General features: G+C 34.1%; 17 protein-coding genes. 2 read left to right on the forward strand and 15 right to left on the reverse strand.

Annotated elements, in window-relative coordinates; genetic code table 11:
• Window positions 1–116 precede the first annotated feature (116 nt).
• Window positions 117–449, forward strand: a complete 333-nt coding sequence (locus ASE40_RS06550) for a YegP family protein (protein WP_057116163.1) — start codon at window positions 117–119, stop codon at window positions 447–449.
• 67 nt (window positions 450–516) lie between these two features.
• Here the strand turns inward: ASE40_RS06550 and ASE40_RS06555 are convergent, their stop codons facing one another.
• From ASE40_RS06555 to rhaT, 7 genes are all read right to left on the reverse strand, one after another.
• Entirely contained in the window at window positions 517–1,104 is a 588-nt protein-coding gene (locus ASE40_RS06555; protein ID WP_057116164.1) for a lactate utilization protein C, read from the reverse strand.
• Window positions 1,097–2,497: a lactate utilization protein B gene (locus tag ASE40_RS06560; RefSeq protein WP_057116165.1), complete on the reverse strand. Its 1,401-nt coding sequence runs from the start codon at window positions 2,495–2,497 to the stop codon at window positions 1,097–1,099. The genes ASE40_RS06555 and ASE40_RS06560 overlap by 8 nt, the downstream gene beginning before the upstream one ends.
• Window positions 2,498–2,668: 171 nt before the next feature.
• Complete coding sequence (locus tag ASE40_RS06565) at window positions 2,669–3,409, reverse strand: (Fe-S)-binding protein (protein WP_057116166.1); 741 nt, start codon at window positions 3,407–3,409, stop codon at window positions 2,669–2,671.
• Window positions 3,410–3,504: 95 nt separating this feature from the next.
• Entirely contained in the window at window positions 3,505–4,866 is a 1,362-nt protein-coding gene (locus ASE40_RS06570) for an FGGY-family carbohydrate kinase (protein ID WP_057116167.1), read from the reverse strand.
• A gap of 64 nt (window positions 4,867–4,930) precedes the next feature.
• The gene (locus ASE40_RS06575) at window positions 4,931–6,205 is read right to left on the reverse strand and encodes a TIM barrel protein (RefSeq protein ID WP_057116168.1); all 1,275 of its coding nucleotides are present in this window, start codon (window positions 6,203–6,205) and stop codon (window positions 4,931–4,933) included.
• Window positions 6,206–6,677: 472 nt separating this feature from the next.
• Window positions 6,678–8,819 (reverse strand): bifunctional rhamnulose-1-phosphate aldolase/short-chain dehydrogenase, encoded by a 2,142-nt coding sequence (locus ASE40_RS06580; RefSeq protein WP_057116169.1) that lies wholly within the window; start codon window positions 8,817–8,819, stop codon window positions 6,678–6,680.
• 29 nt (window positions 8,820–8,848) lie between these two features.
• Window positions 8,849–9,898, reverse strand: coding sequence for an L-rhamnose/proton symporter RhaT (gene rhaT / locus ASE40_RS06585; protein WP_057116170.1), 1,050 nt, complete (start codon window positions 9,896–9,898; stop codon window positions 8,849–8,851).
• A 386-nt stretch (window positions 9,899–10,284) separates the two neighbouring features.
• Between rhaT and ASE40_RS06590 the strand changes: the two genes are divergently transcribed.
• Window positions 10,285–11,325, forward strand: a complete 1,041-nt coding sequence (locus ASE40_RS06590; protein ID WP_057116171.1) for a GntR family transcriptional regulator — start codon at window positions 10,285–10,287, stop codon at window positions 11,323–11,325.
• Between the two features lie 136 nt (window positions 11,326–11,461).
• Here the strand turns inward: ASE40_RS06590 and ASE40_RS06595 are convergent, their stop codons facing one another.
• From ASE40_RS06595 to ASE40_RS06630, 8 genes are all read right to left on the reverse strand, one after another.
• A complete protein-coding gene (locus ASE40_RS06595; RefSeq protein ID WP_026729959.1) occupies window positions 11,462–11,638 on the reverse strand; it encodes a histone H1 in 177 nt (58 codons plus the stop codon).
• Between the two features lie 306 nt (window positions 11,639–11,944).
• Window positions 11,945–13,267: a glycoside hydrolase family 28 protein gene (locus ASE40_RS06600; protein WP_057116172.1), complete on the reverse strand. Its 1,323-nt coding sequence runs from the start codon at window positions 13,265–13,267 to the stop codon at window positions 11,945–11,947.
• 403 nt (window positions 13,268–13,670) lie between these two features.
• The gene (locus tag ASE40_RS06605; RefSeq protein ID WP_057116173.1) at window positions 13,671–14,057 is read right to left on the reverse strand and encodes a hypothetical protein; all 387 of its coding nucleotides are present in this window, start codon (window positions 14,055–14,057) and stop codon (window positions 13,671–13,673) included.
• 22 nt (window positions 14,058–14,079) lie between these two features.
• A complete protein-coding gene (locus ASE40_RS06610) occupies window positions 14,080–17,088 on the reverse strand; it encodes a hypothetical protein (protein ID WP_128414944.1) in 3,009 nt (1,002 codons plus the stop codon).
• Window positions 17,089–17,661: 573 nt separating this feature from the next.
• Window positions 17,662–18,405 carry a rhamnogalacturonan acetylesterase gene (locus tag ASE40_RS06615; protein WP_057116175.1) on the reverse strand — a complete coding sequence of 248 codons (744 nt, stop codon included), beginning with the start codon at window positions 18,403–18,405 and terminating at the stop codon, window positions 17,662–17,664.
• Between the two features lie 198 nt (window positions 18,406–18,603).
• Window positions 18,604–19,959 (reverse strand): glycoside hydrolase family 28 protein, encoded by a 1,356-nt coding sequence (locus ASE40_RS06620; RefSeq protein ID WP_057116176.1) that lies wholly within the window; start codon window positions 19,957–19,959, stop codon window positions 18,604–18,606.
• 118 nt (window positions 19,960–20,077) lie between these two features.
• On the reverse strand, window positions 20,078–22,078 hold the full coding sequence (gene pelA / locus ASE40_RS06625) for a pectate lyase (protein WP_057116177.1): 2,001 nt from the start codon (window positions 22,076–22,078) through the stop codon (window positions 20,078–20,080).
• 6 nt (window positions 22,079–22,084) lie between these two features.
• On the reverse strand, window positions 22,085–23,674 hold the full coding sequence (locus ASE40_RS06630; RefSeq protein ID WP_057116178.1) for a glycoside hydrolase 43 family protein: 1,590 nt from the start codon (window positions 23,672–23,674) through the stop codon (window positions 22,085–22,087).
• Window positions 23,675–23,975 lie beyond the last annotated feature (301 nt).

Below are 23,975 nucleotides of genomic sequence, written 5' to 3' on the forward strand. Positions count from 1 at the left end.
CTTTTTTATTGTTTAGGTAATCATTTTTTAAAATGATTGTATGATTTATAGGACTAAGTTTTGTATTTTTATATTTATCAAAAATAAAATATTACCTAACTTTAATAAAAAACTACATGGGAAAATTTGTAATTACTAAAAGAACCAACGGTGAATTTCAATTTAATTTGAAAGCTGGAAATGGCCAGACAATTTTGAGCAGCGAAGGTTACTCTACAAAAGCAGGTGCTGAAAACGGAATCGAATCTGTAAAAACAAACTCGCAGGATGATTCTCGTTACAACAAAGAAGAATCCAAAAGTGGTAAACCGTATTTTACATTAAAAGCTGGAAACGGACAGATAATTGGTTCTAGCGAAATGTATGAAAGTACTTCTGCAAGAGATAATGGAATTGCATCTGTAAAATCAAATGCTCCAGACGCAGTAATTGACGATCAAACAGTATAATATAAACTTTTTCAAACATAAAAAAAGCGAGGCATGCCTCGCTTTTTCTTTATCTCTATATTTTATTTTAATCCAATAAAAACACAATCAATCCTCTGGCTCCATGAGCACCTAGAACCAAAGACTGCTCGATATCTGCGGTTTTTGACGGACCTGCGATAAAAGTTCCGAAACCGTATTCCATGTTTCCAATTCTATTATACGCTTGCTGCATAGTTGGTAAAATGTCTTTTTTGTGAACCACAATTGCTAAATACTGCGCAATAAAAGGTGCCACGCGTTGTCCTAAAATATCATCTGTTACCCAAAGTCCGCTGTTTTCTGCTACGCCAAAATGTGCTTTTATAACTGTTAATTCAACATTCTGCAGTGAATGCGGATCGACCGTTTTCCAGTCTAAAGAAGCAATTTCAGAAAGTTCTGGAAGCGTTGTAATGAGCCTTTTTTCTAAGTTATAATTCGATTTGATGTAATTGATGATTTCATTATAATCAGCAACTTCAACTAGGTCGCCACCAATTCCTTTTAAAACTGTTTTATACGTTTCCAGCACATCAAATTGTTCTGAACCTAAAAGACTTAAATCTGGCAGATCAGCAACCAAATCAGGCTGATTCAGTTTTATTCTATTTAAAATTTCTGCTTTACTACTCATTCTTTTTATCTTTAGATTCTCTTGAATTTTTCTTGTACCATTCTCTAAACGATTCTTCTGGAACGTCTGGCATTTCGCGTTGATCGTACCATTTATTCATCTTATTATTGACCATTCCAGGAATATTTTTCATTACAAATCGGCCTGATTTTCCAGCAATATTAAAGATTGTCGGATTGGCCAAAACTTTTGCCATCGTTTTCATAGCAACGGTTTTTGCTGTTGGCGTATAACCGTCTTTCACCAAAACCTGACGCCATTTGTACAATTGATCGTGAATATCAATCTTAACAGGACAAACGTTTGTACAAGAGCCGCAAAGCGTACTTGCAAATGGCAAATCGGCATTTTTGCTCATGTCTAAATTGGGTGCTAAAATAGAACCAATTGGACCTGCAACTGCATTGTGATAACTATGTCCGCCGCTTCGTCTGTAAACTGGGCAGGTATTCATACAAGCGCCGCAGCGAATACATTTCAAAGAATTTCTAAAATCTTCTCTGCCTAACTGCTTGCTTCTTCCGTTATCTACAATTACAATGTGCATTTCCTGACCGTCTCTTGGCTTTTTGAAATGACTAGAAAAAGTTGTTATAGGCTGACCCGTTGCGCTTCTTGCCAATAATCTCAGAAAAACACCTAAATGTTCTCTTTTCGGAACTAGTTTTTCAAATCCCATACACGCGATGTGGACGTCTGCAAGATGCGCGCCCATATCCGCATTTCCTTCATTCGTACAAACTACAAATTCACCCGTTTCTGCGACAGCAAAATTTACTCCAGTTAGCGCCACTTTTCTAGTCAGGAAAGTATTTCTTAAACTATGACGCGCTGATTCTGTTAAATACTGCGGATTGAAATTTCCTTTTTCGGTACCTAAATGTTCGTGAAAAGTTTCGCTTACATCTTCTTTCTTTAAGTGAATCGCCGGAAGTACAATGTGGCTCGGCGGTTCTTTTCGAAGCTGGACGATATATTCACCTAAATCAGAATCGATAACTTCAATTCCTTTTTCGGCTAAATAATCATTTAAATGGCATTCTTCTGTAAGCATCGATTTGGATTTCACCATTTGCTTTACATCATGTTTTGCCATGATCGAATGCACTATTTCGTTATGCTCTTTGGCATCTGCTGCCCAATGCACAATTATTCCGTTTCGCTGAGCATTAGCTTCAAATTCAACTAAATAGTCATGAATATTGGAGAGTACATTATTTTTGATTTTGGAAGCGGTTTCCCGAAGCAGTTCCCAATCGGCAATTTGATGAGCAGATTTATCACGTTTCGCACGCACAAACCAAAGTGTTTCATCATGCCAATTGACACGCTCTACATCTTTGTTGAATTTGGTTGCGGCTTCGCTGTGCGGTATTATTTTTTCTGATGACATTTTTAATTATTTAAAAGTCAATTTTGAAATCTTTATTATTGGTATGTTCTATTTAACCGCCAAGTTCGCAAGGTTTTACGCAAGGTTCACAAAGCTAATTTTTAATCTTAGCGTGCTTTGCGTATTTTTCTTTGCGAACTTTGCGGTTAAAAAATACACTCAACATTTATTTTAATTTTCGAGTGAATTTAATATTTCAGCAATATGAATCGTTTTGATCTTGCTTTTTTGTCTTTTTAAAATACCTTCTAAATGCATTAAGCAAGACATATCGCCTCCAGTGATATAATCCACATCATGGCTTTCGTGATCTTTAATACGGTCTTGTCCCATTTTCACAGAAACCGCTTCTTCAGTAACACAAAATGTACCTCCAAAACCACAGCATTCGTCTTTTCTGGTTAAAGCAACCAAATCAAGACCTTCAATATTATGTAATAATTGTTCTGGTTTAGAGAAAAAAGGTGCATTTAATTCAGACATCTGCGAAAGCTTTAATCCACGCTGACCGTGACAGCTTACGTGCATTCCAACTTTATAAGGAAATCTTCCGTCGATATGGTCGATTTTTAAAATGTCGGTTATAAATTCTGTTAGTTCGTAAACCGTATTTCGAATTGCTGCTGCTTTATCTTCTTGGTTTTCGTCGTGCAAATGGTCTTTTACATGCAAAACACAACTTCCGGAAGGACAGACGATATAATCAAATCCAGAAAAATTGGCAATAAAATTAGCGTCACATCCTTTTGTTAAATGTGCATAACCGCTGTTTGCCATTGGCTGTCCGCAGCAGGTCTGCCCCATTGGAAACTCGACGTCACAGCCTAATTTTTGAAGTAATTCGTAGGTTGCAATTCCTACTTTTGGATAAAATTGGTCGACATAACAAGGTATAAAAAGTCCAATTTTCATGTTGTAGTATTTAGTGTGTTGTTCATTAGGCGTATACTGTAAAAATGTAAAAAATACGTTTCTCAGCAAATTTACAACATACAGACCGTTTTTACCTAATGTTTATAGAATTTCAAGTCAATTAAATCGTTCTGAATTGGTTTTGGATTCCAGTTTTGATGAATAGCCAATGCCGCGCCCAATGCACTTGCCTGCGCCATCGAAGCCGCATAGACTTCTACATCTGGAAAAGCTTCTGCTAACAAATTCATATAAATAGAATTTTTGCTGAAACCTCCGTCTACAAAAATCTTTTTTACCGGGCTGTTATGAATTACTAAATTGGTAGAAAAAACCTGCTGTTCTACCAAATCCAGCATTAATTGATGATAAGCCGTTTCGTAATCTTTATAGTAAGAAAGATCTCTTTTTTGAAAAGGACATTCTTTTAAAATATCAAAATCGTACTTTTTAGGATAGATAATTTGAAAATTGAGCGAGCGTAAATTGGCTACGATTTTCTTATCAAAATAAACTTCTTTGTACGTATCAACAGGTACATTAAAATGCTGTGCCAAACGTTTGGTTTGTACTTCATGTTCGTTTCCTGCAAACAAACGCGCCGCTTTTACAGGCTTTTCTGTGTATTGCATATAACACAGACAGTCGTTTTGTAATTCGTCAAAAGTCAAAGGCTTATTGTTGAACGGATTTAAAGAAATACTCCAAGTTCCTGTTGACAACAATACAAAAGGTTCTGTAAAATTGATCGTGTACGGAATAATTGCGGATGAACTATCATGAAGACCAACACCAACAGCAAGATTATCGCTATTCATAATTACATCTTTACCGTAATGAATTGGCGGAATTTTAGATGCTATATTTTCTTCTTTCAGCCATTTGTGGTACTTCATTTTTTTAAAATTCCACAAATTCGTATGACAGCCAATACTGGTAATATCAGCGTATGCTTCATTGGTTAAAAGAAAACTCAAAAACTGCGGCAGGTGCAGACAGTATTTTATTTTTTCAAATATTTCAGGCTTTTCTTCTTTCAATCGGTAAATCTGCATTCCCGAATTCAAACTGCCCAAAACTGGAGAAGCCGTTTTTACAGCAAACTTTTTCTCTCCTTTATATTTTTCATAGAAATCAGCTTTTAATTCCTCTGGATAATCTTTTAGGTAATTATACAGAGGAGTTAAAACTTTTCCATTTTCGTCAATATACACAAAACTAGCTCCGTAAGTACTGAAATTGATCGCTTTCAAAACATATTCTGTCAGCTCTTTTATTTCAGATAATCGGTCTAAAATCCAATTTTTAAGTATTTCGATATCTTCACACGGAAATCCATCTTCGTCTGTGGTTTCTTCCAGATTTACTGATTTCTCCCAGACAATTTTATAATTTTCGTTAAATAAAAAAACCTTTTTGTTTGTTTTACCAATATCAAAAATCGCAACTACATTCATTTTTTTAATTGTAAATTGTTAATTATCAATTGTCAATCTATAATTAACAATTAATAATTTATAATTATAAACCAGTTGCCAATGTTTTTAAACCTCTTTCGCCAATTAGGTTTTCTCTAACCTGAAGTGAACGATATAATGCTACTGGATTTAAAGCTGCGCCAGAACGAAGACGAGCTTCTGCTACTAATGCGCGAACATCTGTACGGAATGCATTTTGAAGAATTTCTTGTGCTTTTACCACGTCATTTTCTTCTTGTGCCTGCTCTAATGCTTTTCTATCTACAGAAAGTGCCTGAGCGTAAGCAATCATAATCGCTTCTACAGATTGTAATAAATCTTCTAAAGGATCTTTGATGTTGTGAGAAGCATCGATCATCCAGCCTAAATCTTTGGCGTGATTCATTCCTCTAGCATCCATTCCTTCAACTAATTCATTAAAAATCAAAAATAATTGATATGGTTTTAATGCTCCGGCAGTTAAATCGTCATCACCGTATTTTGAATCATTAAAGTGGAATCCGCCTAATTTGTTTTCCATCAATAATAAAGAAACAATCTGCTCGATATTAGCGTTTGGAAGATGGTGACCTAAATCGACTAAAGTCTGCGCTTTGTCGCCTAACTTTTTAACATACGAATAAGACTGCCCCCAATCTGCTACAGTCGTAGAATAAAAGTTAGGCTCTGCGCATTTGTATTCTAAAAATAATTTCCAGTTTGAAGGTAATGCATCGTAGATTTCCTCTAAACTTTCTAATGTATTTTGATATGCTTTTCTGAAGTTTAATTGTCCTGGGAAATTAGAACCGTCAGCTAACCAAATGGTAAGCGACTCAGATCCTAATTCGATTCCGTGCTGGATAACTTCTATATTGTGAGCAATTGCCTGTTTGCGAACTGCTTTATTTACGTTTTGTAAAGAACCGTATCTGTATGAATTTGAAGCATCTGCCTGATCTTGAAAAGTATTCGAGTTCATGGCATCAAATTTTAATCCGTGTTGTGCTGCAAGTGCTTTAATTGAATTGTAGTTGGTTGGAATGTCCCACGGAATATGAAGTGAAATGGCTCCTGAAGCATTGTTTAATTTATGAAGTAAACCAACATCTTCGATTTTTTCTTCGATAGAACGAGGTTCTCCGCCTCCAGCGAAACGTCCGAATCTTGTTCCTCCTGTTCCTAAAGCCCAAGATGGAATTGCAATTTGAAAGTCGATTAATTTTTGGATAATCGCTTCTGTATCATTTATTTCTGATGCTGTAAAAACTAATTTATTTTGGTGTTTTTTTAATAAATCTTCGTTATGAGATTCAATGTGGTTTGATGAGATTAACATAGTAATTTGATATTTTAATAGAGTTTACAAGATATATAATTTTATACTTTTAGTATATTATTTAACACAGAGTTCCAAATTTATACGCGGATTAGACGGATTCGCTATCGCGAAAACGCTGATCTACACAGATTTTTTTTCTGATTTTTCGCAGATTTATCTTGAATTATCTACTAATTAAAAATAAAATTAATAATCTGCTTAAATCTGCGTGAAACAAAAAAATCCGTTTTATCTGTGTCTTCGCGATAGCGAATCCGTTTTATCTGCGTTCTATGATTTTCATGTGTTTAAAAAATTTTCAACTTATAAGTCTTATATAATTTAAACTCCGGTTTTACTTCACTTTTTTGTTTTTTATAAGTTTAAAAGCGATGTGTCTAAAAAAATCTAACGTTCGAAAGATTCGAACGTTAGACCACAAAAAACCACTTTTGCTTAAACAAACTTATATAAAAAACCTAAACAATCTTTATCTATAAAAGCCCATTGCTACACCGCCGTCTACGTTTAATGCGTTTCCTGTAGATTTACCAAGTAAACCTCCAACAAAAGCATAACAAGCATTTGCGATATCATCAGGCAATATGATTTCATTTAATAACGTACGTTTTGCATAGTAAGCTGGCAGTTCTTCAACTGTAACTCCGTACGCTTTCGCACGACCTTCTGCCCATCCGCCAGACCAAATATTGGAGTCTGAAATTACGGCATCAGGATTTACTGTATTCACACGTATTTTGTCTGCTCCTAATTCCGCAGCCATTAAACGTGTTAAGTGCGCCTGCGCTGCTTTAGCAGAACCATAACCAGGATTATTCGGACCTGCAACTACAGCATTTTTAGAAACGATATTTACAATATCTCCCCCAAAACCTTGCTTGCGCATTACTTCGATTCCGGCTTTAGAAACAATGAATTGTCCTTTTACCAAGATATCGTATAGTCTGTCCCACTCTTCTAAAGTGTGTTCTGCGATCGATTTAGAAATACTTATTCCAGCGTTGTTTACTACGATGTCAACACCTCCAAAAGCTAAAGAAGCTTCGTCTAATGCTTTTTCTGTGCTTACTTCATCAGTAACATTTAATAAAGTGCTAGAAACGGCATCTTTTCCAAATGCTTTAATAAACTCAGCTGCTGCACCTTCTAAACGCTCTTCGTTAATATCATTAATTACAACACAAGCACCTTCCTGTGCGAATTTTTTAGCAATAGCTTTACCTATTCCGCCTGCTGAACCTGTAATCAAAGCTACTCTTCCAGATAGTGCTTTTGGTTTTGGCATACGCTGTAATTTAGCTTCTTCCAATAACCAATATTCGATATCGAAAGCTTCTTGGTGCGGTAAAGATGTATATTCTGAAACTGCTTCAGCACCTTTCATTACGTTTACTGCATTGATATAATATTCAGATGCTAAACGCGCCATCGTTTTATCTTTAGCAAAAGTGAACATACCCACTCCAGGATATAAAATCACAACTGGGTTTGGATCACGCATTGCCGGCGAGTTTGATTTTTTACAGGCATTGTAATAGTCTTTGTACATGGCACGGTAAGCTTCAAAAGCAGGTGTTAATTTTGCTTTGATCGCATCAACATCTGATAAATCTTCGTTAGGATCTAATTCTAAAACCAATGGACTTATCTTAGTTCTCAAAAAGTGATCTGGACAAGAAGTTCCTAATGGAGCTAATTTTGAAAGATCATTCGAATTAATGAATTCCAAAACTCTTGCATCGTCTGTATAATGACCAATCATTTGACGCTCTGACGAACAGAAACCTCTTAAGATCGGAGCTACTTTCGCTGCTTTTAATTTACGATCTGCTTCAGGAAGACTTTCAATTTTCTGACCTCCAAAAACAGGACGTTTTTTTCCGTAATTATTCTCTAAGTATGAAGCACATTTCTCGATTACTTCCAGCGTATTAATATAACTATCAAACGCAGTATCTCCCCAAGTAAACAAACCATGAGAACCTAACATGATTCCGCGTAGTTTTTTACCGTTTTTTGCTGCTTCTTCTAAACAAGCTCTTAACTGAAGACCAAGATCAAATCCTGGACGCTGCCAGCCTACCCAGCCAATTTCTCCGTTAAATAATTCTTCTGTTATTTTCTTTCCATCTTTCGCTGCAGCAATAGCAATTGCCGCGTCTGGATGTAAGTGATCGATATGTTTGAACGGAAGAAAACCGTGCAAAGGTGTATCGATAGAAGGTGCTTTTGAAGCTAAATCGAAAATACAGTGGTTGAATAACTCTACCATTTCATCTTCAAACTCGATTCCTTTGTACACATTTTCCAGATTACGAAGTCTGTCTAAATACAAAGCCGCACAACCTGATTTTGTTAATGTTCCAATATCTCCACCAGAACCTTTAATCCACATTACTTCAGAAGATTCTCCTGTTAAAGGATCTTTATCTGTAATTTTTACAGAAGTGTTTCCACCTCCGTAGTTGGTCAATCTTAAATCAGCTCCTAACAAGTTAGAACGATAAATAAAAAGCGCCACTTCATCTCCTGCTAATGCTGCTGCCTTAGCTTCATCCCAAAGGTAGCTTACATGCTTAAAATTCATATTAATTGTGTTTGTATTCGACATATACTATTTGTATTATTTCTTGTATTTATTTATAATGAGTTACCAATTCCTACCAAAACGATTGCAAGCATAATAAGCCCAATGCCCCAGAAAAAAGTTCTTAATGTTTTTTTAGAAACACCTTTCCATTCTTTCAAATAAAATCCCCAAAAGTTTGCTGTTAAAATAATGGTCGCCATGTGCAGAATCCATGAGCTGGCGCCATTTCCGAGTTTGCTCTCTCCCATTCCGTAAAAGAAAAACTGTAAAAACCACATGGTTCCGGCAAGAGCAGAAAACAAAACATTTTTAGTGATTGGGGTAGATTTATCTGTGTAATTTTTTATTGATTTGTTTTTAAAATTCAAATAAAGACACCAGATAAAGTTGGTTGTTAATCCGCCCCAAAGCAAAACAACATAAGTCACATTATTTTGAAATAAAGGATTAGAGCCAGTTATTACCGCTTGCTCTGCCATTGATTTTCCTGCTTCGATTCCGTAATTAAAAAATGAACTTAAAATTCCTGAAATCACAGCTACAATCAGCCCTTTTACCAAATTGAAATCTTTGTCTTTATCCTCATGCCCTGTCGCAAAGTCTTTTTCTTTAAGCATTCCCGCTTTTCCAGAAATAGCAATTCCTATAAGATATACCACCACTCCTAATAAAACGATCTGTCCGCCAGTATTAGAAAGCATGTGAGAAAATGAAATCTTACCTTCTGTTGGAACAAAATCATAATAAATGGATGGAACTAAAGCTCCAAATGCAGAGCAGAATCCTAAAGTAATTGAATTTCCTAAAGACATTCCCAAGTAACGAACTCCCAAACCATAAGTCAAACCACCAATTCCCCAGATTAATCCCATTGAATAAGTAAAGGCTTTTATTGATGGAGAAGCTTCTGCAATAATCTCAACAAAATTTGGAATCGTTAAATAAGCTGCGATTGGCGGAACGATCAGCCAAGAGAAAAATCCTCCTACCAGCCAATAGCTTTCCCAAGCCCAGTCCTTTACTTTTTTAAAAGGCATATAAAAACTACCTGAAGAAAATCCTCCGATAGAATGAAAAATGATTCCTAATAATGATTCCATTTAATAATTTTTGGTTTAAGGTTTGTTTGATAGTAATTTGGTTTTGTAAAATAATAGAATGTCAAAAACAAAACTGTCCTGTACTATCCTTTATAGTTCTTGTGTTTTTTTGTTAAAACTAAGGATTATTAGAAATAAGGCACTGTAATTATTGGGTAAATAAATTTAAAATAGCTATTTTAGCAATCGATTTCGTAATTATTGAATCCTCATTTAGGACAAAATTCAAGAATTATAAAAAAAGTATTACAAGCCTTATTATATTCTCTTTTTTAAAAAAGTAAAATAATTTAGCCACTATAGTTATTTCACTTAAAAAAAGAGGAAGAGAGTTAGAATCAAAATTGGTTTCGTCGAAAGATGAAACAAATTTCCAAGACATAATCATGATTAAACTAATTAAAATAGACGAAGATTCCAGAGTACCTAAATACAAACAGATTGTTGACTCTATTCTTCAAAACATCGCCAACGGAAATTTAAAAATCAACCAAAAAATTCCCTCCATAAATAGTTTTAGTGAAGAATTTTATATGTCTCGAGACACTGTCGAAAAGGCTTATAATATTTTGAAGGAACGTAAAATTATTTCTTCGATTAGAGGAAAAGGATACTACATTACAAGAACAAAACTAGAATCGAAAGTCAATATTTTGTTCCTGACCAATAAACTGAGTTCTTATAAAATGAAGACTTATAGTTCTTTCATTAATACTCTTGGAGCAAATGCACACGTTGACCTGCAAATTTATCATTGTGACGAAACTTTATTTTTGAACATTTTAGATAAGTTTGAAGGCGCTTACGACTATTATGTAATTACAACCCATTTTAAAACTGACGAACTTAAGCATTTGAGTTTTACAGATGAAGTGGTGAATGCCATAAAAAATATTCCGACAGAAAAGCTGGTTGTTCTGGATAATATTAAATTAGGAACCAGCGACGATGTCATTAAGATTTATCAGGATTTTGAAAATGATATTTACAATGCCTTAAAAGAAGGCCTTTCTAAAATAGCCAAATACAAACGCTTAATTTTAGTTTATCCCGACAAAGCTGTTTATCCATATCCAAGAAGAATTTTACATGGATTTAGAAAGTTCTGTGTCGAACATGATATCAATTTTGAAATTTTAAGTGAAGTTTACGATGATATGATTCTTAAAAAAGGAGATTTATTTATCACCATTGAAGAATCTGATTTAGTTAATTTAATGAAACAAATTCGTGATGAAGAATATGTTTTAGGAAAAGAAATTGGAGTTATTTCTTATAATGATACACCTCTTAAAGAACTATTAGGAATTACAGTAATGTCAACTGACTTTAATATCATGGGTGAAACAGCAGCACGAATGATTTTGAATAAAGAAAAAGGTCAGGTAAAAGTTCCTTTTAATTTTATTGATAGAAATTCTATTTAAGGTGCTAAGGTTCTGAGATGCTGAGACACTAACGTTTCTGTCCTTTGTTTGAAACTTAATTGTCGCTTTGCTCAAATAATGCATAAAAAAACCTCGCTTGATTTCTCAGCGAGGTTTTTACTTTCTGTAAAGAAAATTATTTTTTTGATTCTTCGATAGAAACTTTTCTGAACTCTTTTAAAAGTTTTTCAATTTCTAAAGTCGCTTTACGTGCTCTTGGACCTGCTGCTTTAATTCCTTTTTCAGTTAAAGATTCAGCTTCTGCTTTAAATGTGTCAATTTCGGCGTTGATTTTTACTAATAAATCTTTCATGCTTATATATTGTTAAATTAAGCCACAAAAATAAAAGTTTGTGTGATAGTTACAACAAAATTGCTGTTAAATTTAATGCAGTTTTTCATTCATTTTCTTTACAATAAATTGACCTCACAATTTTGCAAAAACACAGCAAGCACAAAAGACTAGCAATCAAACACTTATTTACAAAACAAAATAATCATGATCCTTTTGAAGCTTTGTACATAGCTTTTGTTCTACTAAAAAAATGTATGAAAATATAGCAGAGAACGCTGTGTTGTATGCTTTAAAAGTGGAAAAATTACTCAAAAAAAGGAAATTTTACTCGGTCAGCATCTTATTGATGTATACATTTTTTAAAATAACACCGTCGATAATACTTTTATCAAACTTAGTTTTTACAGTTTCTATATTTAAATTTTCAAATTTAAAATTAGTCAAGCGAACATTTGGATCTTTTTCTACTCCGTAAAAATTACTGCACTTAAGATCAATGTTTCTTAAAGTAATATGATCGCCATAAGACAAAGGAATATCTGCACGACCTTTTAAATCATAAAATTGTCGCCAAGCAAAAATTGCCAAACCAGTTTCGGCTTCACCTTTTATATTTTCAACCAAAATGTATTCATACCGCTGTGGAGTGTCTGGGCGCATTTTTAGCCAAAGCAATCTTGAAGCTCCATCGATTTTACTGTTCCGAAATATAATATTATGGTTATGAATCGCTTCACTCCCATTTGTCAAAGCCGAATGACAAAACCCAAAAGTACAGTCTTCAATTATAATATTTTTGTTTGGTCCGTTATTTTTATCTTGATTCGCATATGGCCCTTTACCGCCTTTTAAAGCAACTGCATCATCATTAACAGACATGTAGCAGTCTTTTATCAAAACATTTTCGCAAACATCGAGATCGACGGCATCTGTACTTGGCGCTTTGATGCCAATGTGCGGTGAAAAAATATGAAGTCCGAGTAGTTTTACATTCTTACATTTATAAAAATGATTCGTCCAAAAACCAGAATTGACCATTTTTACCTCTTGAAACTGTATATTATTAGAGTTCCAAACAAAAACCAATCTTGGCCTTGAAACCTCAAGATTAGTACAATCTGGATTTTCACTGCGTCTTTTCCAAAAAGCTTCCCAAAACTTTTTTCCGTTTCCATTTATTGTGCCTTCGCCAGAAATAGAAAAATAATCCACTCCATAGGCATTAATCAAAGCAGGAAAATAATCTAAGTTCTGTCCTTCCATACGCGAGGGCATTATTGGATAATCTGCGATAGTATCAGAACCTTTTAAAACTGGGTCTTTTGCCAAATGCAAAACTGTTTGTGGTTTAAAAAATAAAGCACCGCTTAAAAACACACCTTGCGGAATCACAATCACGCCGCCTCCGTTCTCCGATGCTTTATCGATAACAGCTTGTATAGTTTTGGTTTGAAGTAAAGTACTATCGTTTTTAACTCCAAAATTTGTAATTACATATTGCTTTCCTAAATTTTCAAGCTTTAATTTTTGATGTTCTTTAAACCAGTTAGCTATTGGAGTTCCATCAGGAAAATTTTCTGTTTGCTGCTGTGAAAAAGAGAAATTAAATACTCCTATAATAAATAGCATTAAAAGATTATTTCTCATTTCAAAAACATTTTTTATCGGTTAATTATTGTTTTCAACTTTTATTTTGGGCGAAAGCTGTTTCGATAAACTAATCGTTAAATCTTTATTCACACTTAACTTCCAAGCTACAATCGCATAATAGCTAATTTCTTTATCAAAATAGAATAAATATTTTTCTAATTAATCTTTCCGATACGCTTCCTTTTTATCAAAACCGCTTTTTTAGATAATTAAGTAATGGGAAGATAAATTGACATTGTTTTTTTCATTCTATCTGATTTTTATTTTTTAGAACAATTTAAGGGTTTTAATTGTCATTATAACACCTCAAATAAAAAACTTTGTTAGAAAGATTTCAGGATAGCAAAAAAAANCATAATCAAAATGTGTGCACTAAAAAAATATAAAAAAAATAAACTAATTACATTAAAAAATACATGGCTTTAAAATAATCATCTGCCTTTGTCTGTAATAATTTTGATCCCGAGAAGGAAATTCTTTCGTTTTTAAAATCCAGTTTGCTTTTAAAAAAAGTTTGCAATTCTTTGAAAATTTCCCGACTCGTTTTGGATTCATCAAACAAAACCACGTTATTTACTAAAAAAGCCAAACTTGGATAAAACTGTTTATTAAATAAACAAACTAATACATTTGTTGTTTTATTTTCTTGAAGAAATCCTAGTAATTCTTCTCGCGTATGTACAACGTAAACAATTCGATCATACTGCTTTGCTTCTTCCTCTTCATTATTTCCAAAAAAAGATTTTTCTGAAAACTCAAACTCATCTTTAAATTTTCTTTTAAACATTTTTAGAAAAACACCTTTATTATCAAGAAAGTGCTAAATCTATTGTTCCGGTTGATGAGTCAATAATTAAACCAGTATCTCCACTGTAAGTGCCGCCTGCTTCACCTGTTTGAGTTACAACGGCTGTACCTCTATTACAATATGGGGCACTTGAGTAAGCAATTGTTGAAGTTGGTAATTCATTTATTTCTATTTGTGCAATGTCTGTACTAGAACAGGTACCATCTGTAAAACTATAAGTAACTATATGACTTCCTAAAGTCGAACCAGCTAAATCTATTGTTCCTGTGGCAGCATCAATAATTAAACCCGTATCTCCACTGTAAATTCCTCCTGTTACACCTGTTTGAGTTACAATTGCTGTACCTGTTTGACAATATGGTGTACTTGTATAAGATATTCCTGCAACAGGCAATGGATTAATAATAACCGTTACAGGCTGTATATTACTACAAGTAGCGTTAGTACCTTTTATATAATAAGTACCGCTAACATCAATAATTGTAGGATCAACTATTGGATCCGTCCCCTGTGCATCTGTAAAATAAGAATATGTCATCCCTGCTTCACTTCCAGCAGTTATTTCAGGCGCCGTAATATTTACTGTATTTGGAAAGCAGACAGCTGCTGGATCTGTGATCACAAGATTAGGAAGAGCTGTAATGACGACTGTTAAGTTTGAAACTGTAGTACTGCTGCATGGCGGACCAAAAGTTACCGAACAAGTATAATTATTGTTTCCAACTAATAGAGCAGAATAATTTACTAGAGGACTTTTAAGTGTTTCATTAGCTGGAGTGATTCCCGGACCAGTCCATAAATATGAAATTGCTCCCACCGTATCTATATCTAATTGTAATGTGCCTGTACCTAAATTACAAAATGTTGCTGGACTTGAAATATTATTAGCGGTTGCAGTTGGAGCTGCCGCCACACCTATTTGTGCAGATTGAGTTATGACGTTTCCACAACCGTCTTTAATTCTAAAAAAATAGGTATTATCAGTCAAACCAGGAAAAGTATTAGCACTTTGATAAGCACTGAAATTAGTTCCGCCATCTGTACTAAGAGCATATTCCAAAACATTTCCAGGGGCAGGTGAATTTGATGTTGCTACAATAGTTAAAGTTCCATTAGTCGCACCACTGCTGCAAACATAACCACCAGTATTGGTTTTATCTACACTAATAACATTATTAGAATCATAGGTTAAAGTTTGTGTAAGAACGTTAACGGTTCCTCCTTTTATACGTAAGCCAAAGACATAGGTACCGTAACTTAATCCGTTGAAAGGAAGTGATGCTGTATTACTAGCTAAATCTCTAACCTGACCAACACTTGATGGGCCGGAAACAATAATAACTTGGTAAGCACTAACACTATCAAAATTCCCATTCATTACATAATTGAATCCTCCACAAACCGGCGTAGTTGTATTTCCATTTAAAGTAGCATTATAACCCGAAACTGTTGCATTTATCGTTCTTGTACCACAAGGAATAGTCATATCTAAAGTATAATGACCAGATGGCCAGTAATCTAAAGGATCTGAGGCGTTTACTCTTGGTAATGTAGCACTTCCTGATGTTGGATTTAAAGGTGTGCTGCTTGTATATCCGACAGGAACTAAAGGATTATCTGAAGATGTAACCGTATAATTTATTATGTCTCCCGCCTGAACAGGAGATACCGTTAGAATTAATCTTCCGTAACCTAACGCATTCAAATTTTGCTGAACCCCCGTTAAAACCTGATTAATTGTAAATGTAGAAGCTGCTGGAATAGATATATTTTGAGATACAGGAAGTGTATCGAAACTTCTTGTTGTGCTGCCCTGTGCATCTATATACGTTACATGATAAGTTGCTCCTGCGGTAAAGCCTGTAATTAGCTGTGCGGTACTATTAATTGTGGTTGTAACAATATCTGAAGGATTTGCAATATTAGTAAATGTAACATTCAAAGGAAAACAGCTCAACCTATTAGGTACAGCCCTAATCAATCCTCCACCCGCACAATTCGTTGGTCCCATGGTACCTCCACTATTGTATTGGGTTACATTAAATTCTTTGCTATTACCACAGTTATCACTTAATACTACTTTCATAGATCCACTTGCAATTTCAGCCAATACACCAGCTTTTGTCGCAATTAATGGCAGTCTAACAGTATTAAGTAAAGGAGAATAACCAGCCCCGCCAACATCACTATATCCATCTGCATTAGTATCCTGACCGTACAATTGTCCTTGATATAGTATCTTCCAGCTAAATCTTGCCGCATCGCTTGGCGAAATAGTAGTGCTATTAGCTGTATATTGAAATAATAATTCGTTAATAACATTTAGAGGTGTAGAACAGTTATTTGTAGTATTAAAACTAGGGTAAGCTAAACTTCCTAATTTAAAATCATTTACCGTTACAGTCGGATTAGAAATAGATGTTGCTCCTGTGATAGTTTGTCCGCAGTCATCAGTCACGCTTACTAAATAGTTACTCACTCCTAACGGATTAAAAGTAAAAGTAGTTGCACTAATTGGTCCACTATTCTGTAAAATCACACCTGGAGCAGCCTGGGTTGCAATAGTATAAGTATAAGGTGCTTTTCCAGCTGTTACTGTCGAGGTCAACGAAGTTGTTCCTCCCACACAATCTGCCACTTTTGTTGGCGTAGCAACATTCATAGCGGTATAGCCATCAGTAACTGTAATGTTAGCGCTGGAGAATACAGTGCCGCCAGCGGTTGCCCGAGCACTTACAACGTAAACTCCCGAACTTAATCCTGTAAAAACATTATTGTTTGTAAATTGTGTAGGATCTCCAGAAACTGGAGCAACTACAACCCCTGCTTTTAATAATTGATATTGCGGTGTAGCTCCCAAACCTGTATTGCTAGCAGTAATAATTCCGCTGTTAAAACAACCTGTATTGCTCGGAACGCCTGAAACAGTTTGAGCAAAAGCCTCATTATTCATGAAACTCATTACCGGCAAAATCATTAAAAATATTAGTAAAGTAATTTTTGACTTCATAATTGTTCTAATAAATTAAACAGACTTACTTTGAACACAATATCTTTTGTTAAGGATAAAAGATATGCTGTTTTTAAAACAACTATTTCATAATTAAAAAATCTTATATTTTAATCATTTACAAATACTTATAAAACAAACATAAGTTCTTAGCTGGTTAAATTTTCCAATTACCTTTAAAAGTTTAAAAAGTTATAGGAAAAGAAATTTATTTAGGAGCAAAGATTTCCTAGATAATACAAATAAACGCAACACCAACTAAGGAATAATTAAAAAGACTTAATTACAAATAGTTAAACAATAATTTTAAAAATTATTTATAAAAAAGATACTGGCGTAATAAAAAAATATAGCTCTCTAAGTGTAGGCTTGTAGTAATGGCTATAGAACAAGAGTGAATAATCTTACTAAGGATTTATAACCAAAATTAATAGTTTTTTATTTTTAAAAACATAAAAGTACTCAATTTCAGCATATTAATAAAATTTTAACACTAAAAAAGATTAAAAAAAGTTTATAAAAAAAGAGAGAACCAAAGTTCTCTCTTTTCACATATATTTGCTAACGTAAAAATTACTTTATTCCCTTTTTAAGTTTATCAATTGATGAGTCATTTAAAAGTCTTATTTGTTCTACAGCAATTTGGGCTATTGCGGTAGCACCTTTTAAAGAAAGATGTGTATCATCTGCCTTATCTTTATCGTAATAAGGATTTTCACCAGCTTTATAATGTAAATGCAATTGTTTTGATCTTTCTGGACCATAAGATTGCTCCAGTAATTCTGTATAGTACTCCAAATCAATAAATGGTACTTTGTATTCCTGCGCCACTAATCTTGTTTCCAAAGGATAGTCTCCATGAGTGGAAACTAATACACCTTTCTCATTAAAATTACGTCTGGCAATTGAAGTCAATAATATGGGTATAGCTCCTTTTTCCCTGCTTTCCTTTACAAAGCGAATTAGATTATAGCGGTAACTTGTATGAGGATTAGTGTAACGAGTGGAATCTTCTATTTTTTCGTCATTATGTCCAAATTCTATTAAAACGTAATCCCCCTTTTTTAATTTTTTATAAATAGAATCCCAGCGTTTTTCATTAATAAAACTTTTAGTACTTCTTCCATTTACAGCTTTATTTATTACAACTATATTATCATTGAAAAATGGCTGTAACACCTGCGCCCATCCATGTTCTGGATTACGATCTGGATCTTTTTTATTAGCCATTGTAGAATCTCCAATACAATAAACTGCTGTTTTTTGAGCAAAACAAAATGTGGTTATTAAAAACGTTAATAGTATATATTTTTTCATTTTATTTTTGTTAATGTTAATTGTTTTGGAATTGTCAGTCTGAGTGTAGTCGAAGACCTTCTTAATCGTAAAAGTACTTTCACTTTTACCGACAGACCAGATTTTTTCGGATACTCTTCACGTACGTGCACTGCTGTGCCTCTCTACAGAAAACCTTTGTCACTCTGCACCTTTGAGCCTTTGACCTTCCAAAAAAAACTAATTTTTTGAAACCGCCGACGGCACACCAGCTCTTTGCCCAATAAAAACATCTGTCATTAGAACATTTTCTGCATTCTCGTTTGACAACGCATTTTTTGCCGATTTGATTTCAATATTCTTTAAGGATATGTTCCTAATTTTTTTATCTGGAAAACCCTGAATTACAATTCCCGACTCTGAAGCTTTGTTACAGGTAATATCAGAAAAATGTACATTTGATATATCCGATTGAAAGCCTTTACCTTCTCCGTGATAATTGGCTGTAATGTAAAGACAGTCTTCTACTTCATCGAGTTTTATATTTCTCACAAAAATATCTTTAATATAACCTCCCCTGTCTGCATTGGTTTTCAGATAAATTCCTCTTTTAAGATAACCTGCTGTTTTACAATTTTCAACAAAAACATTGCGAACACCAGCCGACATTTCGCTGCCAATAACGACACCATGCAGTCCTTTGAAATTACAATTTCTAATTACAATATTTTCACTTGGTGTTGCTGCATTGGCCCTTCCTTCATGATCTCGTCCCGCTTTTATGGCAACATTATCATCACCATTATCAAAGTTCACATTTTCAATTAAAACATCTTTTGCATATTCTGGATCGATTCCGTCATTATTATGATTCAATGATTTATAACTGATTCCTCTAATCGTAATGCTTTCTGATTTTAAAAGATGCAGACACCAAAATGGTGAGTTTTCAATGCGAATATTCTCGACTAAAATATTCTTGCAATTCAAAAACTGAATCATTTGCGGTCTTAAAAAATAGCCTTCTCCAAATTTCCTTTCTGAAATTGGATTATTGTTATGATTCATTTCACGGCTGCGGTTTTTTCCTTCGCCTTCTTTTGCTTTAAAAGTTTTCCATATTTTTCCGCCTTCACCATCAATGATTCCTTCTCCTGTCAAGGCTATATTGGTACAGTTATTAGCGTAAATTAACGGACTGTAATTGTAGAGCATTGTTCCTTCCCAGCTGGTTAAAACTAATGGCAAATAATCTTTTGGATTATCACTGAATTTAATTTTTGCGCCTTTCTCAATTTTTAAATTCACATTGCTGACAAAATGAATTGGGCCGTTGATCTTATAAATTCCTTTAGGAACAATAATTGTCCCACCGTTATTTTTTTTACACAAAGCCATGGCTTTATCAAAAACTTTTTTGTTATCCGTAATTGAATCGCCTTTTGCACCAAGTTTCAACACATTTATCTGATAAGCAGGAATAACGGGCAGCTGAATTCTTTTCACTATAGAATCTACTCTTTCTGAAGGGAAATCACTGTTTTGGGAAAAAGAAACCCAGGTAAAAAATAGGAGAAATAAGTATTTAGAATTCATTTTTTTATAGTTTTTAATAGCTGTTTTTCAGTTTTCAGTTTTCAGTTTTCAGTCGCAGTCGCCGTTTTCAGTCACAGTTTTCAAACCGAGACCGAGACTGAAAACTGGGACTAAGACTTTACCTCAAATACCAGCCCGAGATCTTATCTTTTAAAATATTTTCTATTGTATATTGACCCGCTTCTTTTTTAGAAAGCTGATGCGACCAGCTTACTCTTTTAGAAGGCTGAAAACCTTCACCTTTACAATTGTATTCTGCATAAAAGGCCTTTTTTTCTGCTTCTGGTTTTGCCCAATTTTCCCAGCCTTCTGCTTTAATTTGTTTACCCATTTCACAATTAATAAAAACCGTTTTGGCATAAATACGCCATGGTCTTCCCAAGTAAACATCTTTCGCCTCAGGATTTGCCGTTAGTTTGCAATTTTTGAAAACGAAACCAAAATCAGTTCCTTCTGGAGTTGAAGCAGCAGTTATGTATGAACTTTTAATACTGTGTATAATACAATTTTCAAATAAAGCTGTGGCACCTCCAAAAATAAAATCGGTTGTTCCTTCTATATAACAATCTTTAAAATACTGCTTTGCGTCTTTTCCTGATAAATACAAAGTGTCTTGATTTCCTAAAAGGTTACAATTTGAAATTTTAACTCGATTTGCCACAACAGACAATGCAATAGCCTGACCACGTTCTCCTGAAGTATTTTTTATAGTTAAATTTAAAGCCGAAAAATCATCTCCCTCTACCAAAAGTGTGTACGTATAAAAGGTACTATTTCGACCTAAACTAATTTTTGAAAAGTTATCATCAAAAGTAATGATTGTATTTTCTTTGCTTTCGCCTTTTAAAATTACATTCGAGTTCCATTCTGGTATGCGGACTTTTTCGTTGTAAGTTCCATTTTTCACATAAATAGTAACTTTCTCGTAAGGAAAGGCCGGACATGCATATACTGCATCCTGAATTTTTGTAAAATCTCCAGAACCATCTTGTGCCACCGTAATTAGGGTTACATTTTTCTTTTCTGAAGCCGAAACTTTTGTCCCGTTTTTTACTGCCCAATCTGGAAATCTTTTTAAAACTTCTTTTGGCGCATCAGAATACCATGAATAACCGTTTCGTCTTTCTGCTCCAATTTGATCAATCGACTTCTTTTTGATTCCGTCACGATCGCAAAAGAAAGGTTCATTGGTTTCCAAATCCATAAATCTTGCCCAAAAAGGCCCAGCATTTACAGCAGGAATCATTTTTTTATCTATTACTTTCCCTGCATCGTTTACAACTCTTTTTTCTTCTAAATTGGTAATTTTAGTTTTTTCGAACCAAGCGACAGCACTTTTTACTGCAGTCACAACTTCTGCTGACGGCTTTTCTAAAGACATTAAAAGCAATACAATTTTTGCCGATTCATAACCGCTTAAAGAAGCCAATTCAAAAGCTCTTGCATTTGCTGGGGCTAAAGTAATTTCGTCATGCTGAGCGCACCATGCTGTTAAAACTCCATTTTGTTTGTATTGTGTTTTTAAGATACAGTCGATTCCTTTATCAAATGCTTTTTTGCATTTTTCAACAACTTCCTTTGAAGGTTTAATACTGTAATAATTGGTTTCATCAGCCACCGATTTTATTACATTTAGAATATTAACCATCGAATCATCATTGTAGGTAATATGCGTATAATATCCTTTTTTTAAGGGATAAAATTGAGGCCAGCCTCCATTTTCATATTGGGCTTCTAGCAAATAATTTAATCCTTTTAAGAAAGACTCCTTATAACGTTCGTCTTTTACCTGAGCATACATTTTTGACATAAAAAGCATTTCCTGGCAAGTTGCTCCATTGTCTGTAGTGGTTTCTATGGCTGTTTTTTTTAATGCAAGTAAATCTTTCTTTTGCTTCTCTGTGAGTTCCTGCTGCATCTGAATGTTTTTTGGCCAGCCACCAATATCTCTTTGGTACAGTAGAACGTTTTCTGCTATTCTTTTGGCATCCGCCGAAGCAAACCAAGCTGCATCACTCTTACGAATAATTTCAGACCAATTTTTATATGTATTCTGAGAATTTACAGCAACACTGCAAAGACATAAAAAAAATAGTATTTGTTTTTTTAACTGCATCATTTCTTGTTATTTCGTTACTCTAAACCAATCTACTTCAACATTTCCAGAATCATTTTTCACCTCTTCACCTAAAGCAAAAAGACCAACTTTAGCGCCAATCCATTTTCCTTCTCTTGCTGTAAATTCATTTCCTATAACTTGATAATTTTTATCATCTAAACTATAGAAGAAACTGCAGATTCCGCCCTTTTTAATTTTTACTTTAAGGTAAATGGTATTGCTTTCTATTGATATGGGTTTTGTTTCGGTTTGTGAGACTGAATCAGCAAAAGTTCCAGTTTTCTGATTCAGGTATAATTTTCCGTTATCGTTTTTAAAACAGAGATAACTGTAATCCAATCCCATAATGATTAATCCTGTAGATTCGCCATTTAACCTAGCATTAAAAGTTAGTTTAGTAGTTGCTGTAAATTCTTCTGCCGGAAATTTTTGCAGTAATAAATTTGGAGCATTAAAAATGTTTGTCGTCGTGGTATTGCAAAACAAATTAAAGTATCCCAAACTTGTTGGAAATCCCCAATTGATTTGTTTATTGGCCTGCCACTGCCATTGCAATCCTAATTTTGGCTCGTTAAACTCATCTGAAGTTGCTGGAATTTCGATTGAATATTTCTTTCCTACATTTGGCTTTTTATAAGTGGTAACTGGTTCTCCAATTCCGTTTTTATCAAAATCTTCTCCCATAACTGGCCAGTCGTTTATCCATTTCATTGGCTGTAAATGAACAATTCGTCCGTAAGCACCCTTATCCTGAAAATGAAAAAACCAATCTTCGCCTGTTGGAGTTGTTACCCAAGCGCCTTGATGCGGACCGTTTATAGTTGTCGATCCTTGTTCCAGAACCTTTTTCTTTTCATAAGGTCCAAAAACATTTTTAGATCTTAAAACAGTCTGCCAGCCTGTAGGAACACCGCCAGCTGGTGCAAAAATGTAATAGTAATTATTTCGTTTGTAAAATTTTGGTCCTTCTATTGTTTCTTCACCTGCATGTCCATCAATTACCATTACTTCGTCATTATTCACAATTGTACCTTCCCAATTCATGGTGCAGACTACCAGTAAACTCTTAATCTGCGCACGGCTTCCCGCAAAAGCATGAACTAAATAAGCTTTACCATCATTATCCCAAAGCGGACTAGGATCGATTAAACCAGTTCCAGCTTTTACTAAAAGTGGTTCAGACCAAGGTCCCTCTGCTTTTTTGGCTTTAATCATATAAATTCCAAAATCTGGATCTGGATAATAAATATAAAATTCATTATTATGATAAGTAATGCTGGGCGCCCAAACCCCATTTCCGTGCTGCACTTTATTGTATGTTTCAAAGGGCGGCTGTTTGGTAAGTGCATATCCAACAATTTTCCAGTTCACCAAATCTTTAGAATGTAAAATTGGTAATCCTGGATTACAATTAAAAGATGAAGCTGTCATATAATAATCATCGCCTGCGCGAACAACATCTGGATCTGAATAATCGGCATGAATGATTGGATTTGTATAAGTTCCATCTCCATTATCAGGCACCCAGACTTGCGCACTATTCTTCTGTAAAGAAAAAACTATAAGAAGAAAAGTGATGATTTTTATATTTTTCATTTTTAAAAGTATTGTCTTTCAAAGAAATCCTAATAAGTTTTAAAAACCTGTCAGGATTCTATTTATTATTCTTAGCAGAGCTTCATGCGACCTTTCGAATTCGCTCCAGAAAACAAAAATTTCTACTCCAAGTATTCAATTAAATTCAACCATCAATCATTAACAATTAATAATTAAAAATTAAAAATTAAAAATTAAAAATCAACAATGAACCATAAACAATGAACCATAAACAATGAACCATTAACAATCAACCATTAACAATCAACCATTAACAATCAACCATTAACAATCAACCATT

Source organism: Flavobacterium sp. Root935 (assembly GCF_001429295.1).
Classification (GTDB): Bacteria; Bacteroidota; Bacteroidia; order Flavobacteriales; family Flavobacteriaceae; genus Flavobacterium.